General features: G+C 41.0%; 10 protein-coding genes. All 10 read left to right on the plus strand.

Going from position 1 to position 16,115, the window contains the following annotated elements:
• The first annotated feature begins 10 nt into the window (after window positions 1-10).
• Window positions 11-1,738 (plus strand): RagB/SusD family nutrient uptake outer membrane protein, encoded by a 1,728-nt coding sequence (locus HFD85_RS07270; protein ID WP_167607036.1) that lies wholly within the window; start codon window positions 11-13, stop codon window positions 1,736-1,738.
• Window positions 1,739-1,765: 27 nt separating this feature from the next.
• The gene (locus HFD85_RS07275; RefSeq protein ID WP_167607039.1) at window positions 1,766-2,941 is read left to right on the plus strand and encodes a DUF4960 domain-containing protein; all 1,176 of its coding nucleotides are present in this window, start codon (window positions 1,766-1,768) and stop codon (window positions 2,939-2,941) included.
• 78 nt (window positions 2,942-3,019) lie between these two features.
• Window positions 3,020-5,281 carry a GH32 C-terminal domain-containing protein gene (locus tag HFD85_RS07280; RefSeq protein ID WP_167607042.1) on the plus strand — a complete coding sequence of 754 codons (2,262 nt, stop codon included), beginning with the start codon at window positions 3,020-3,022 and terminating at the stop codon, window positions 5,279-5,281.
• Window positions 5,282-5,283: 2 nt separating this feature from the next.
• The gene (locus tag HFD85_RS07285) at window positions 5,284-6,840 is read left to right on the plus strand and encodes a glycoside hydrolase family 32 protein (RefSeq protein WP_167607045.1); all 1,557 of its coding nucleotides are present in this window, start codon (window positions 5,284-5,286) and stop codon (window positions 6,838-6,840) included.
• Window positions 6,841-6,963: 123 nt separating this feature from the next.
• A complete protein-coding gene (locus HFD85_RS07290; protein WP_167607048.1) occupies window positions 6,964-9,705 on the plus strand; it encodes a substrate-binding domain-containing protein in 2,742 nt (913 codons plus the stop codon).
• Window positions 9,706-10,233: 528 nt separating this feature from the next.
• On the plus strand, window positions 10,234-11,001 hold the full coding sequence (locus tag HFD85_RS07295; RefSeq protein WP_206081902.1) for a DeoR/GlpR family DNA-binding transcription regulator: 768 nt from the start codon (window positions 10,234-10,236) through the stop codon (window positions 10,999-11,001).
• 167 nt (window positions 11,002-11,168) lie between these two features.
• Window positions 11,169-12,662 carry a glycerol kinase GlpK gene (glpK, locus tag HFD85_RS07300; RefSeq protein ID WP_167607051.1) on the plus strand — a complete coding sequence of 498 codons (1,494 nt, stop codon included), beginning with the start codon at window positions 11,169-11,171 and terminating at the stop codon, window positions 12,660-12,662.
• A gap of 88 nt (window positions 12,663-12,750) precedes the next feature.
• Window positions 12,751-14,166 carry an L-fucose/L-arabinose isomerase family protein gene (locus HFD85_RS07305; RefSeq protein ID WP_167607054.1) on the plus strand — a complete coding sequence of 472 codons (1,416 nt, stop codon included), beginning with the start codon at window positions 12,751-12,753 and terminating at the stop codon, window positions 14,164-14,166.
• Between the two features lie 79 nt (window positions 14,167-14,245).
• On the plus strand, window positions 14,246-15,100 hold the full coding sequence (locus HFD85_RS07310) for a transketolase (protein ID WP_167607057.1): 855 nt from the start codon (window positions 14,246-14,248) through the stop codon (window positions 15,098-15,100).
• Between the two features lie 13 nt (window positions 15,101-15,113).
• Window positions 15,114-16,076, plus strand: coding sequence for a transketolase family protein (locus tag HFD85_RS07315; protein WP_167607060.1), 963 nt, complete (start codon window positions 15,114-15,116; stop codon window positions 16,074-16,076).
• Window positions 16,077-16,115 lie beyond the last annotated feature (39 nt).

The following is a 16,115-nucleotide window of genomic DNA, read 5'->3' on the forward strand; positions in this document are numbered from 1 at the left end:
ACGGACTATCATGAAAAATAAAACAATAAAAGTATTAGCAATCGTAGCAGCAGGATTTTTGATTTCCTGTTCGGACTCCTTTCTGGAGATGACTCCAAAGAGCATCATCAGCAACGACCAGCTTTTAACCCCCGAGAATGCAGAAGGAATGGTAGTTGCGGCTTATGCCGAGCTTGGCAATGACCATTATACAGCGCCCAATTCACTTTGGCCTTATGCCGACAATACCAGTGGAGATTCTTATAAAGGTGGAGGTGGTACCGGTGATATCTGGGAATTTAATTTTATGGAACTTTTTGCTTTCAACACTACTGATAATCCTCTTGTTGACCAGAAATGGTACAGGTTGTATGTGGGTGTTGGGCGTGCAAACGAAGCGCTTAAAGTTATCAACCAGCTTTCGGTAGAAGATTACCCAGAGAAAACAGAACGTGAGGCAGAAATGCGTTTTCTCAGGGCGCATCATTATTTCATTCTGAAAACTATGTTTAAATACATTCAGTGGATTGATGAAACAGTAGTTGGCGAAGCTTATGGCGAGGTATCGAATCGTGAATTTACTGACCAGGAACTTTGGAATAAAATTGCAGCCGAATTTACATTTGCAGCCGATAACCTCCCCGAAACACAAAGTGACAAAGGGAGACCGAATAAATTTGCTGCTAAGGCTTATCTTGCAAAAACAAAACTTTACCAGGCGTATGAACAAGGTGAAGATAACTCAGTAACCAGTATCAATTCATCAAAATTGCAGGAGGTTGTAAGTCTTGTTGATGAAGTGATAAACTCGGGCCAGTATGCTTTGTTTGCCGATTTTGGCTACAACTTTCTTTGGAGCCACGATGAAGGGAGTACGGAATCTGTTTTTTCTATTCAACGTTCAGTTGACGACGGAACACCAAAAGGACGTTTGGATTGGGGAAATATGTTGAACTATCCTATGAATCCTGAATATGGCTGTTGCTGGTTCCATATTCCAACACAGAACCTGGTTAATTCATTTAAAACCGATGGGAAAGGTTTGCCTCAGTTCGTTACCTTCAACGACTCCGATGTACTTGAAGGCGCTGATTTTTACGACAATTCTTTTGATGTGCGATTAGATCATACCGTTGCCATTCCGGGGCATCCCTGGAAATACGACCCCAATTTTATCTATCAGAAAGACTGGGCCAGGGCAACACATATTTATGGGCATTTCTCCTCACTGAAAGAAAATCAATCGCCTGATTGCGCTTGTTTCCAAAAAGTTCCGCCGTTTATGGCAAGCTCGAAAAATACCGACATTATTCGTTTTGCCGACGTGCTACTATGGAAAGCTGAAGCATTAATTGAACTGGGACGCCAGGATGAAGCACTGCCGATTATTAATGAGATTCGGCAACGTGCAATCAATAGTACAGCCATGTTGAAAATGAACGACGGTACCCCAAGCTCAAACTACAAAATGGACATTTACAAACCGGGCGAAAATTGCGACTGGACCCAGGATTTTGCCCGTCAGGCTTTGCGCTGGGAAAGAAGGCTTGAATTGGCCATGGAGGGAATTCGTTTTTATGATTTGGTGCGTTGGGGAATTGCCGGGGACTATATCAATAGCTATTTTGAAATTGAAAAGTCAAAGAGGGAATACCTGAAAGATGGACATTTCACCAAGGGGAAACATGAATATTTTGCAATTCCTCAAAACCAAATTGATTTTAGTAAAGGATTATATCAACAAAACCACGGTTGGTAACAGGTCTAACATTTAAAGGAAAATAAAATGAAAAAATATTTAATATATCTAATACTATTCACCATTTCAGCCGGATTATTTTCTGCCTGTGAAGAGGAATACAACAGCCCGCTAAATCTGGATGCTGATGTAAAAATAAAGAGTTTTTCAGTTGATGGCACTGAAGGCGAAATTGATGAAGTAAACAAAACCATTACCGTAACCATCGAAAGCGGTAGCAATATTGATCTTAGCAATATAAGCCCAGAGATTGTGCTTCCTGAAGGAGCTGTTATTACTCCCGCAATCACATCTAATATGGATTTTACCAATCCTGTTGAGTTTACGATTGTTAACGGCGATATTTATTGCCAATATGTAGTAACAGTATCAGAGAAATTCTACTTTGCCTTTTTGGGCGAACCGGCCAGTGTTTCGGCTATGACAATTTTAGACGACCAGAGAGCAGCAGAATGGTTTTTAAAGAAATATCCTTCCGCTGAATATGTAAGCTTCAGCCAGGTTGCCGATGGCTCTGTTGATTTGAGCAAGTTCAATGCTGTTTGGTACCATTCCGACCAGGGTACACGCCCGTGCTGGCCTGATGCCCAAATGCTTTACGGAGTTGCCGATAATCCTGCAATTGTATCGAAACTGAAAGCGTATTACGAAAATGGAGGTAACATCCTGTTAACCAACTTTGCAGGTTCGCTTGTTGATGAGTTGGGAATTGTTAGCGAAGCAAAATATGCTCCGAACAATGCTTTTGGCGATATCGAGGCAAATCCAGACTCACATAACTGGGGCGATTGGGATTTGAGATGGTACGGTGACCCGGAAAGTCCGTTAGCTCAGGGTTTAAACTATAAAAGTGACGACCCAAGCAAATTCATTATGTTGCCTAACGGAGTTGCACGCCGTAACCGTACCAACCAGTATAACGTGGATGACTGGACGGATTACGCGGTTGGTGGCTCAACGATTGAAGAACGGGTGGCATACTTCGAGACAGTTAATAATTGCAAGGCTTTGGTTACTAACTGGAATGGGATGGAAATTAACCTGGTACTTTGGGATAAACAAAATGGTAAAGGTGCGGCTATTTTTATCGGTTCAGGAACTTATGATTGGTATGCTGAGAATGATGTTGAAAACACCGCAGGTAACCGCGAGAAACTGACCTCGAACAGCATTGCGTATCTTTTGGCAAAATCGAAAGAATAATACTTAAAGGAAGGAAGCCTGGAAATGGTTTCCTTCCTATACCGGCTTTGGGAGATTAAATGATTAAAAGGAATTTTTATGAAAACAATATCTGTGACCATACTATTGGTTGTCTTGCTCAGCTTCCCGCTTTTTATTAAAGCTCAGGACTATAGTGAGCAGTACCGGCCACAATTCCATTTTTCTCCCAAAAGTGGCTGGATTGGTGACCCGGACGGAACCATAAAATTCGACAGTCTGTACCATCTTTTTTGGTGGGGACACGCCGTTTCCGAAGATTTGGTGTACTGGAAAGAATATCCCTGGCCCATGCAGGGAGGAAACTCGTCTTTCGATTACTACACAGGTTCGGTAGTTGTAGATACTGCAAACACTGCCGGGTTTGGAACCGGAGATGACACGGTTGCCGTGGCGATTTATACCATGCACAATAGAACAACAAATATTGAAACGCAGGGAATCTCATCGAGTACTTCGCCCGATTTTAAATACTTCAATTATTACAACGATAACCCGGTAATTCCTTCCACTTCAACCGATTTCAGGGACCCCTCTGTATTTTGGGATACGCAACTCAACCGTTGGGCAATGGCTATTACACGTCCGGGTGAACATCGTATTGAAATTTATAGCTCTCCTGATTTGAAAAACTGGACTAAACAATCGTCTTTTGGGCCACTTGGTGCACGAACAGGCGCCTGGGAAGTCCCCGACCTTTTTCAACTCCCATTAGATGGTAATCCTGAAAATAAGAAGTGGGTTATGATTTGTGGGATGGGTCCTAATCGTGGGCAATACTGGGTAGGCGATTTTGATGGAAGTACTTTCACTCCTGACGGTACAACCCTGGCTTATTTGAAAAATGGCACCGGTATCAACGGTGAACTATTTACTGATTTTGAAGCTTCTGATTACGGAACATGGACTACAGAAGGAACTGCTTTTGGCACGGGCCCGGCAAATGGATCCCTGTCCGGCCAAATGGATGTATCAGGTTATTTGGGCGACTACCTGGTGAATTCTTTTAATGGTGGCGATGCCGCAACCGGGAAACTGGCATCTCCGGAGTTTACGGTTTCCAAGAATTTTATCAACTTTTTAATATCTGGCGGAAACCACAATAATTTAACCTGTATTAACCTACTTGTAAACGGAGAAGTTGTAAGAACGGCTACCGGTGACAATTCGGAACAGCTAAAATGGTTTGGCTGGGATGTAAGTGAATACATCGGACAAACTGCTGTATTACAAATTATCGACAATTTCTCAGGTAGTTGGGGACACATTAATATCGACCACATTATGTTCTCGGATATTCTTACCGACCATAGATACGAACATGCCTACTGGATTGATTACGGCCCCGATTTTTATGCTGTAAGAACTTATCGGAATTACGATGCAGATGACGACCGTACCGTTTGGCTTGGTTGGATGAATAACTGGGATTATGCCAATAGCATTCCGACCTCCTGGGGAGGAAGTACAGCTGAGTCGCTGCCCCGCGAAATACAGCTGGTTAGCACTCTTCAAGGTTATATAATCACTCAAAAGCCAATTGAGGAATTGAAGAAGTTAAGAAAGGAAGAAGTAGTACTAACGAACAAAACAGTAGAAGGAACAACTGTATTAACAGAGTTTAAACCTCTGAAAAATACTTATGAGTTTGAAGCAGTTTACGAAGTAAACCCGGGAAGCGATCAGAAAGTCGGCTTTAATCTTTGTGTGTCGGATGCCAATAAAATGGTATTGGGTTACGACGCTAAAACCTCGAATGTTTTTATCGACCGTACACAAAGCGGATATGTAAGCTTTAACAGCAAATTTCCGCGGGTTATAAATGCTCCTGTGCAGTTAAAAGAAAATAAAATCAGTTTTCATGTTTTTGTTGACCAACTGTCGCTTGAAGTTTTTGTGAATGATGGAGATGTTGTATTAACTTCATTGATGTTTCCTAATCCTTATTTTCAAAAAGGCATCGAATTATTTTCTGAAAATGCACCTACTTTACTACAATCATTTAATGCCTGGGAGCTTAAATCAATTTGGGCAGAAGATCCGGGCACAGGAATACAGGACAGAAGAGAAAACATAAAATCGATTGATGTATATCCTAACCCGGCCAACCACAAAATACACTTTACGCTGAATGCTGGAACCAGTAGAACCGCCACTGCAAAAGTTATAAACCTGCTGGGACAAACCCTGAAAGAAAAAATAATATTTCCCGGTATTTCCTCGTCCGAAATCGATATAAGCGATTTAAAAACGGGACACTACATTCTTTATGTTTTGAATGACAACCAAATATCAACTCAACAATTTATAAAAGTAAATTAATAATGATGAAGACATTTTATAAGCTTCTGGTGGTAGTTTTTATCTTAAGTGCCTGCGAGCCGTCGGCAAACAACCAACAAGAAAAATACAATGAACAATACCGTTCCAAGGTTCATTTCTCGTCTGAAACAGGGTGGGCTAATGACCCGAATGGGATGGTGTATTACGATGGTGAATACCACCTGTTTTTTCAGCATAACCCGGATACTACAATCTGGGGGCCAATGCACTGGGGGCATGCGGTAAGCAAAGACCTCATTCACTGGGAACAGCTCCCAATAGCATTATACCCCGACAGTTTAGGCTGGATATTCTCGGGAAGTGCTGTAATTGACTGGGAAAACACATCTGGTTTAGGAGAAAACGGCGTTCCGCCCATGGTGGCTATTTTTACCTATCATAATCGGGAGTTGGAAAATACTGGGACTGATAAATTTCAGTATCAGGGAATTGCATATAGCCTTGATAAAGGGTGTAGCTGGACGAAATATGAAAACAACCCGGTTTTACCTAATCCCGGAATTCGTGATTTTCGTGACCCAAAAGTGATGTGGCACCCCGAAAGTGAGAAATGGATAATGACCCTTGCCGTGCTCGACCATATCAATTTCTATTCTTCGCCTAATTTAATCGACTGGACCCTGGAAAGCGAATTCGGAACTGGTATTGGGGCGCATGGTGGCGTGTGGGAATGCCCCGATTTATTCCCTTTGCAAATTGAAGGAACAGACGAAATTAAGTGGGTATTACTGGTTAGCATCAATCCTGGTGGTCCTAATGGAGGTTCGGCTACACAATACTTTGTCGGCGAATTTGATGGACATGTTTTTGAACCGCACGGAGAAAAAACCAAATGGCTCGATTACGGCAAAGATAATTACGCTGGTGTGACTTGGTCGGATATCCCGGATGAGGATGGCAGAAGGATTTTAATTGGCTGGATGAATAACTGGCAATATGCAAATAAGATTCCGACATCAGTCTGGAGGGGTGCTTTTACCCTCCCGAGAACCCTGGAATTGACAGAAATTTATCACGACTATCTACTTGTATCTCATCCTGTCAAAGAATTAAATAAAATTAAATTGGATACAAAGGAGATTCCGACTTCCAAAATTGAGGAGGAAATGGAGATTAACCTGAAACCAGAATATCCAATGGAGATTGACCTGAGTTTCAATACTGGCAACAATACTGCCATCAATTTTGGCGAACGCTTTGGAATACAGTTTGCGAATGACAAGAATGAATTGGTTAAGATAGGCTATGATAATCTGAACAAACTGTTTTTTATTGACAGGAGTAACTGTGGCTGGGACAGTCCGAACCAGGAATTTGCAGGTATTCATTATGCACCTTATGTTGTGAGTTCCCCGTCGCTGGATATAAAACTCATCATAGATGAATCCTCAGTTGAACTATTTGCGGTGGATGGTCTGGTAGTAATGACAGAGCAATTCTTTTCAAATGAGAAATTCACCATGATCAGCTTGTTTTCTGAAAAAGGCGAAGTTGAGCTTTTAAAAGGTAATATAAGTAAACTATCATCAATTTGGTAGTATGGGAATAATCCGATACATGGTTTAGTTAGAACTTAAAGGTCTGGTGAATACATCAGGCCTTTTTGTCCATTATCATGATATAATTTTGTTAATTTTAGAGGTTATAATTTTTAAAAATTAATGCGTCATCTGTTACTCGTAATATTGCTGATATTTTGTTTGAACCTGCATGCAAAAGAAAAATTCCTAATCGGTTTTTCTCAATGTTCTGCCGGTGACTGGCGAGAGAATATGGAAGCGGAGATGGAGCGTGAACTCATGTTTCATGATGACATTGAGCTTATTAAAAGACAGTCTGAAGACAACACACTTTTACAGGTTCAGCAAATAAAAGAATTATTAGAGGTGGGGGTTGATTTAATGATAATAGCTCCAAATGAAATTGATGCCCTTCAACCTGTTATTGAAAGAATTTATGATTCCGACATCCCGGTTATTCTTGTTGACAGAAAAATCAATTCACAAAAATATACAGCTTACATTGGTGGTAATAACCTTGAAATAGGGAATGCTGGTGGTGTTTACATTGCGAATAAGTTAAACAACCGGGGGCAGGTAGTTGAACTGTTAGGCATGCTTAGTTCTTCTCCAGCCCTGGAGCGTATGAATGGGTTTAACAGTACACTTGATAGGTTTCCGCACCTTCAGAATGTACATAAAATTTATGCACAGTGGGAAGTTGACTTAGTGCGGGACAGTCTGGCATCTGTGTTACAAAAATATCCTTTGGTTAAAGCAATTTTTGCCCATACCGATTTAATGGCTGAGGCAGCAGGTGAAATCATAAGTGAGCAATTTCCTAATCGTAATATATTAGTAGTTGGTGTTGATGGTTTACCAAATGAAGGAGGAGGTATAGAAATGGTTGAGAAAGGAACTATTTCAGCAACGTTGATTTATCCGTCAGGAGGGAAAGAGGCGATTCAAATAGCTGCTAAGATATTACATAGGCAGCCTTTCCAAAAGAACAATTTATTACCAACCACTCTTATTGACCGTTCGAATGTAGATATCACCAGGATACAATTTCAGAACATAAATGCGTTGCAGGAAGACATAACAAAATCGAAGAATATGCTTGAAATGTTGAACGTAAGATATCGCGACCAACAGATTTTGTTATTCGTTAGCCTTGTGTTACTAACTCTTGTGGCCATATTGTTTGGTATGTATTTATGGTCATTCAAACGTTTGAAAATATCGAATCGAAACCTTGAAAAACAGAAAGAAGCCATCTCGGTACAAAACATTGAATTGAAAAGATTGTCAGACGAACTGGAAAAGGTAACACAGGAACGATTAAGATTTTACACCAACATATCTCATGAGTTCAGGACACCGCTAACATTAATATCAGGGCCGGTTGATAATTTATCCAGGAATAAAAACCTGACAAGTGAACAAAGAGATTTACTTCAAATTGCACAAAAAAACGTTTCCATTCTTTTAAAACTTATCGAACAAATAATTGATTTCAGGAAGTATGAATTAGGGAAACATGATTTTTCGCCTGTCTCGGCTGATTTAAAAAAACACATTGAGGACTGGAATGGACTTTTTGCCGAAGCAGCAAAACTTAAACAAATTGATTTCAGGATGGAAGCTGTGTCTGAAGACGATTTCATAATCGATTTTGATGTGGAAAAAATGGAACGGATTTATACCAACTTATTATCCAATGCATTCAAATTTGCACCGGAAAAGGGCATTATTCAAATTTTGATGGGTCGGAAACTTATTGAAGGGAAAAACTCTGTAGAGGTGCAGGTAATGAATTCCGGTAAATCAATTCCTGAAAATAAGATAAAAGAGATATTCGACCGTTTTTATCAAGCTGGCTCAAAAACCGGTGGCTCTGGCCTCGGCTTGGCACTTGTGAAGGGTTACATCGATTTACATGGAGGGAAGATTGAGGTTACTAACCGTAATGGTTTTGTTTGCTTTACTTTTTCGATTCCTGCAAAGCAGGAAGATAAGAACATAAAAATTGAAGTGGAAGAGTCTGATGAAAAAATAGTCGCCAGAAAGGAAATTCAAGATGTTATTTCTTCCGTAATCGGGAGTGAAGATTTGTACATTTTTGATGATGAGTTTGACAAGGAGAAAACAACAATTTTACTGGTTGATGATCATCCCGGAATACGTTCTTATCTGAAATCTCTCCTGAAAGAAAATTATTGTGTGCTTGAAGCCCGTGACGGTATCGAAGGAATAAGAAAGGCAGTGAAATATGTTCCCGATCTGATTATCTCTGATGTGATGATGCCTGGAATTGATGGTGTAGAAATGTGTAGCCATCTAAAAAAAGAATTGTCAACCAGTCATATCCCCATTATTTTACTTACGGCAAATGCGCAGGATGAAAAACGAATTTTGGGTTTTGAAAGTGGTGCAGATGATTACATGTCAAAGCCGGTGAATTTTGATATACTTGAAGTCCGAATCCGTAATCTAATTGAAGGTAGAAAACAGCTAAAAACTACATATAGTTCAGATAATGTTCCAAACGAACTGCCTATAAATACTTCTAAAATTGAGAAATCGTTTATTGATAAACTGGAGGAACAAATTGATAAACATATTGAGAATACTGAACTAAGTGTTGACTTTTTAAGCAACGAATTGGGCATGTCTCGAATTCAGTTGTACCGAAAGGTAAAAGCTTTAACTAACTATTCTCCTGTTGAATTCTTAACAATATTTCGTCTAAGAAAAGCGGTTCATTTAATGAAAATGACAGATTCTAATCTGGCACAAATAGCATATCAGGTTGGTTTTTCAGCTCCATCTTATTTTTCTAAAAGTTTTAAAAAGTATTACCATAAAAGTCCTTCTGAATTTTTGAAAGAAATGAGGAAATAGTAAACTATATTCTGTTGTGAATCCCATTATTTATTGGCAGCGAGAGGCGGGATTGAAACGCCGACCTCATGATATGAATTATGTGGAGCAACATAAATTTGAAATTATACCTATTTAATTGTACTTGATGAGAAGTGGGGATAGAAGATTTCTATTGGCTATTTTAGAATATTTTCGAAATTTTCTTTGTTGATACGGAAAACAAAAAGGTGTAATCAGAATATTTAATTTCGATAGAAGTAATGATTCTAGTGACCTAGGCCTACTATACAATGATTGCAAAAATGATAATCTAGTATAAGTTTCCAGAGCGGTTTACTTGGCTACTAATGTGCGTTTCATAATGTTTTTTCTAAACGTTATTAATCTTGAATGTTTAATGATTACCATTTCGAAATATTAATAGTTTTATTTCGAATATTTATCTTATGCTTTTTTATCTTTGTATTTCTTTCGTTTAAGGGTTTCGAAAATGAGTGTATTCGAAAGTATGATAATATTGAAGTAAATAGAACCAATTATCAAAAAATGAAAATATTACCAAAACAACGGCGACAAAAAATATTTGAATTGATTCGTGAAGACGGACAGGCAAAGGTTTTGAATTTAAGCAGAATCTTTAAAGTTACTGAAGTAACCATACGCCAGGACCTGGAAAAACTCGAAGAAGAAGGACTAATAGTTCGGGAGCACGGAGGAGCCTACCTCAAGGATATTGGAATGAGCGTTAGAAACATTGAGGTACTCAGTAAGGAGAATATGCCGGAAAAAGGCTCTATTGCTCAAAAGGCCATTGATTTGATCAGTGATGGTGATACGATTATCCTGGATTCAGGTTCTACTGTAACAGAGTTAGCAAAACTGATCACCGGATATAAGAACCTGACTGTGATAACAAATGCTCTGAATATTGCTTTTATTCTGGGTGCTGATCCCGACATTAATCTGATCCTTACCGGTGGTGAATTTAAGGCCCCGACGCTTTCTTTGACGGGACAAAAAGCTGCCGATTCGCTCGAAGGTCTGCACGTAGATAAATTATTTCTGGCAACCGCCGGAATTACCCTGAAGTCAGGATTAACTTACCCCAGTATCAGCGATATAGTTGTAAAGCGAGCGATGATCGAGTCAGCTGAGGAAGTGTATTTGCTTGCCGACTCATCCAAAATAGGCAAAAGTTCTTTTGCCAGCCTTGGTGCCCTTTCGTTGATCGACTACTTGATTACGGATTCTCAAATTAAGGAAGAAGACAAGGAAATGTTTTTGCAAAATGATATTAAACTGATCATCTCATAACATCGCTGTTCAGCGAATTGAAGAATGATTTGCAAAAGACGGTAAATCAGCCCTATATTAAGTTTTCGTTCTTCAAAATTAAAATTTGGTATTTTCATTAATTTTCATTTATATTTGAAAACGAAAATAAACGAAAGAACAGACTTGCAGCTATTACCATTTCTAAAATGAATTCAAAAACAAAATACATTCTGGCCATCGACCAAAGTACTTCGGCAACCAAGGCGATGATATTCAATCGCAATGCCGAACTGATACATCGTGTAAGCATCCCACACCAGCAATTTTATCCACAAGCCGGATTTGTTGAACACGATGTTGTTGAGATATTCAACAACGTGATCACCGGGATGAACCGCGTGGTGAGCGATGCCAAAATCGATACGAAAGAAATCGAAAGTATTGCCATAACAAATCAACGCGAAACTTCGGTGATCTGGGATAAAAACACCGGAATTCCGGTGGCAAATGCTGCTGTCTGGCAATGTCAGCGTGGAGTAGAGTTTTGTAACGAATTAAAAGCAAAGAAGCTTGAAGCTTTTGTTCAGGATAAAACCGGATTGATCATCGATCCGTATTTCTCGGCCAGCAAATTAAGCTGGATGATGAACAACATTGACGGGCTAAAGGAAAAAGCCATAAAGGGCGACCTTCTTTTAGGAACCATCGACAGTTGGTTACTTTTCAAACTGACAGGCGGAAAAGTCCATGCTACGGATTATTCAAATGCCTGTCGCACAATGCTTTTTAATATTAACACGCTGGAATGGGACAAAGAACTTGCCGAACTTTGCAACCTTGAAATGTCGATGTTTCCGGAAGTGAAATTCAGCGACGAGGTTTTTGCTCATACCGATCCCGAATTGATTTTTGATGAACCGCTTCCAATTGCCGGTCTTCTTGGTGATTCGCATGCAGCCTTATTTGGTCAGAATTGCTTTATCCCCGGATTTGGGAAAGCTACCTACGGAACCGGCTCGTCGGTGATGATGAACATCGGCAAAGAACCACTGGCCGCACCCAAAGGATTGGTAACGTCTATCGGATTTGGCCGGGCCAAAAGCATCGACTATGTATTTGAAGGAAATATTCATGCCACCGGCGATACCTTAAACTGGTTAAAAAACGAACTTCAGCTGATTAACGATGCCTCGGAAACAGAAACTTTGGCAGAATCAGTTGAAGGGAACGACGGTGTTTACCTCGTGCCTGCTTTTGTAGGACTTGGTGCACCTTACTGGGACAATGAAGCACGTGCCTGCATTGTTGGAATGTCACGAAATTCAACAAAAGCTCATGTGGTTCGGGCTGCACTCGAAAGCATTGCTTATCAAATAAAAGATCTTACCGACCTGATGGGATTGGGAGCTGCAGTTCAATTGAAAGAATTGCGGGTTGACGGTGGCCCGACAAGAAACAATTTTCTGATGCAGTTTCAGGCCGACATGCTGCAAGGAAAAGTTGAGCGCTCGAATATTGAGGAGATTTCGGCGCTTGGCGCCACTTTTATGGCAGGTCTGGCAACAGGTTTCTGGAAAGACCTCGATGAAATAAAATCACTGCGTTTAACCGATCGTACTTTTCACCCGGAGATGAAAGAAAGCAAATCTGGTGAGCTTTACAAAGGCTGGAAAAATGCCGTTCGCAAATCAAGATTATGAAACGAGTCCCGATTTATCGGGGCGAGTTCCATGCTATGCCATTGAAAATAAACAATTTGAATAGTATGAATTAAAAAATGAAAATAAAATGAAAAAACTGGAAGTCTCATTTGGAGTTATCATTGCCACACGAAACATTTTCAATTTTCAACTGGCGGTTGATTCACGGAAAAAGGTGTTGGACAAACTCGCGTCGATGGGTTTTAATACGGTTATTTTGCCCGAAAGCGAAACGCCAACCGGAAACATTGAAGGCTATGAAGATGCCAAGAAATGTGGTGCTTACTTCAAGCAACATGCTGAAAAAATTGATGGAATTATCGTAGTCCTTCCCAACTTTGGCGACGAACTGGGAGTAGTGAACTCTATAAAATTATCGGGTTTGAAAGTACCGGTGCTGGTAGTTGCTGTTGACGATGAAAACGACAAAGTAGATGTAAAAAGTCGTCGCGATGCCTTCTGCGGAAAATTGTCGGTATGCAACAATTTCTACCAGTATGGCATTAAATTCACCGATACCATTTACCATACGTACAGCCTCGACAGCGCTGAATTCACAAAAGACATTTACAAGTTTGCAGGAATTTGCCGGGTGGTAAAAGGTTTTAGCAACCTGCGTGTTGGTGCTATTGGCACACGCCCCATCGGTTTCCAGACCATGCGTTTTAGCGAAAAGTTATTGCAGGAATACGGAATCACCATCGTTCCTGTAGATATGTCGGAAATTCTGGCTGCAGCCGAAAAGATCGATGAAAATTCACCTGAAGTTGCAAAAATGGTGGAATCGATTGAAAACTACGGAACCTGCAATATTCTTCACCGCGGACAGATTTATAAGCAAGCTCGCTTTGGTCTGGCCGTTGAAAACTGGATCAAAGAAAACGATATTGATATCTCGGCTTTACAATGTTGGGAGTCTATCGAAAAGAATTTTGGCTGTGCTGCCTGCGTTACCATGAGTATGATGGGCGAAAAGTTCATGCCGTCGGCCTGTGAAGTGGATGTTGCCGGCACAATTTCGATGTATGCGCTGGCACTGGCTGCTCAAAAACCGTCTGCAATTCTCGACTGGAACAACAACTTTGGTGAGGATCGCGATAAAGTGGTTTGCACACATTGCAGCAACTATCCGAAATCATTCTTCGAGAATGAAATTGAAATCGGTAGCCTCGATGTACTGGGAACTGTGCTCGGAAGTGAAGATACTTTTGGAGCGGTGAAAGGAAAAGTTGCCGCAGGCAATATGACGTACTTCAGAATTTCTACCGATGATAGCAAAGGCCTGATCAAATCGTACCTGGGCGAAGGGAAAATGACCGATGATCCTTACGGAATGGACGGAGGAATTGCCGTTTGCGAGATTCCAAACCTGCAAAACCTGATGAAGTACATGTGCAAAAACGGATACGAACATCACGTTGCCATGGTACGTGGTCATGTTTCTGAAATTTTGGAAGAAGCCATTGGAAATTACCTGGGCTGGGACGTTTACAAACATGAATAGAGTTTAGAGTTTAGAGTTCAAAGTTCGGACTTGCAGCTTGTGACTTGTAGCTTTAATATTCTTGGAGAAATAATTAGAAATGAAAAAATTCACTGATCTTGAACTTCAGATAAAATCGGTAGAGTACCGTTTGGCTTTGTTGAAATACATTAAAATAGCCAAGGCCGGTCATACCGGGGGAAGCTTGTCGTGTACTGATATTTTGAATGTTTTATATAACGATGTGCTGGATGTTACCCCTGAAAGTTTCGGTGACAAAAACCGCAACCGTTACATTCAGAGTAAGGGGCACTCGGTAGAAGCTTTGTATGTTGTTCTGGCGGATAAAGGATTTTACCCCGAGTCGGACCTGGAAACCTTATGCAAAGGCGGGTCGAAATATGTTGGACACCCGACGCGGAAAATTCCGGGCATCGAATTTAATACCGGAGCGCTGGGCCACGGCCTGCCGATAAGTGCAGGAATTGCTTTGGCAGCAAAAAAAGATGAGGCCGATTACAAAGTATTTACTTTACTTGGCGATGGTGAGCTGGCCGAAGGTTCGAATTGGGAAGCGGCTCAAATGGCGGCTCATTACAAACTCGATAACCTGGTGGCCATTCTCGACCATAATGCACTGCAAATTACAGGTACCAACCGCGAAGTGAACAGTCCGTACCCGATTGATGAGAAGTTCAGGGCTTTTGGCTGGCATGTGGTTGAAGTGGATGGTAACAACATTACCGAACTGCGAAAAACATTTCAGGCTGTTCCTGAAGTGAAAGGAAAACCAACTTTCGTGATTGCAAACACCGTGAAAGGAAAAGGCGTGAGCTTTATGGAGAACGAAAAGAAATGGCATCACGGCGTTCCTTCGGATGAGCAGTATGAGCTGGCGATGAAAGAGCTGAACGGGGAGTTGGAACGGCTTTCAGCAATAAAGGTGGGGGAGTAATTCAAAAAACACAATGATGACAACGATTGAAAAGAAAGAAACACTAATAAAAGGGAAAGCGAACCTGGAAGTTTTTTCAGAAACGCTGATCAGCCTGGCCGAAAAGGATAGAAACATTCTGGCCGTAACCAGCGATTCCCGTGGCTCGGGTAAGCTGGTTCCTTTTGCTGATAAATTACCTGATCAGATTGTTGAGGTGGGTATCGCCGAGCAAAACCTGGTGGGTGTTGCCGCCGGTCTGGCTTCTGCAGGTAAAAAGGTTTATGCCGTTTCACCGGCTTGTTTTCTGACAGCCCGCTCGCTCGAACAGATCAAAAACGACGTTGCCTATTCCGATTTTCCGGTAGTGTTGGTGGGCATCAGTGCCGGAGTGAGTTATGGCGCACTGGGCTCTACTCATCACTCCATCCACGATGTTGCCGTTTTGCGTGCTATAAATAATATTGAAGTTGTTGTTCCGGCTGATAATTTCGAAGCCGAACAGACAATCATTGCAGCATCAAAAGCTACCAAACCGGTTTTTATCAAGTTCGGTAAAAAAGCAATGCCGGTTTTACCACGTTTGGAGCAAACTTTTGAAATAGGAAAAGCAAGTACCATTTGCGAAGGTAGCGATGTGGCTTTTATTGCCTGTGGCGAAACGGTGTTGCCTGCATACGAAGCAGCCCAGATTTTAAAAGAAAAGGGGATAAGTGCCGAAGTGATAAGCATGCATACCGTAAAACCACTGGATGAGCAGGCAGTGCTGAAAGCCGCTCAGAAATGCAAGGCTGTAATCACGGTTGAAGAGCACAGCGTTCATGGCGGTTTGGGCGAAGCCTGCGCTTCGTTGCTGATGCAAAACGGAGTTTCACTACCGTTTAAAATTGTCGGCATTCCAGATGAGGATACAGCCACCGGCTCGCAGGAAGAGATTTTTGAATATTATGGAATAACAGGTGATGCATTAATGGAAACTGCATTAAAACTAGCGTAGCAATGTGTAAAACTTAAACCTTTAATTGCCATCATGGCA

The organism is Maribellus sediminis (genome assembly GCF_011799805.1).
In the GTDB taxonomy this organism is placed as follows: domain Bacteria; phylum Bacteroidota; class Bacteroidia; order Bacteroidales; family Prolixibacteraceae; genus Draconibacterium; species Draconibacterium sediminis_A.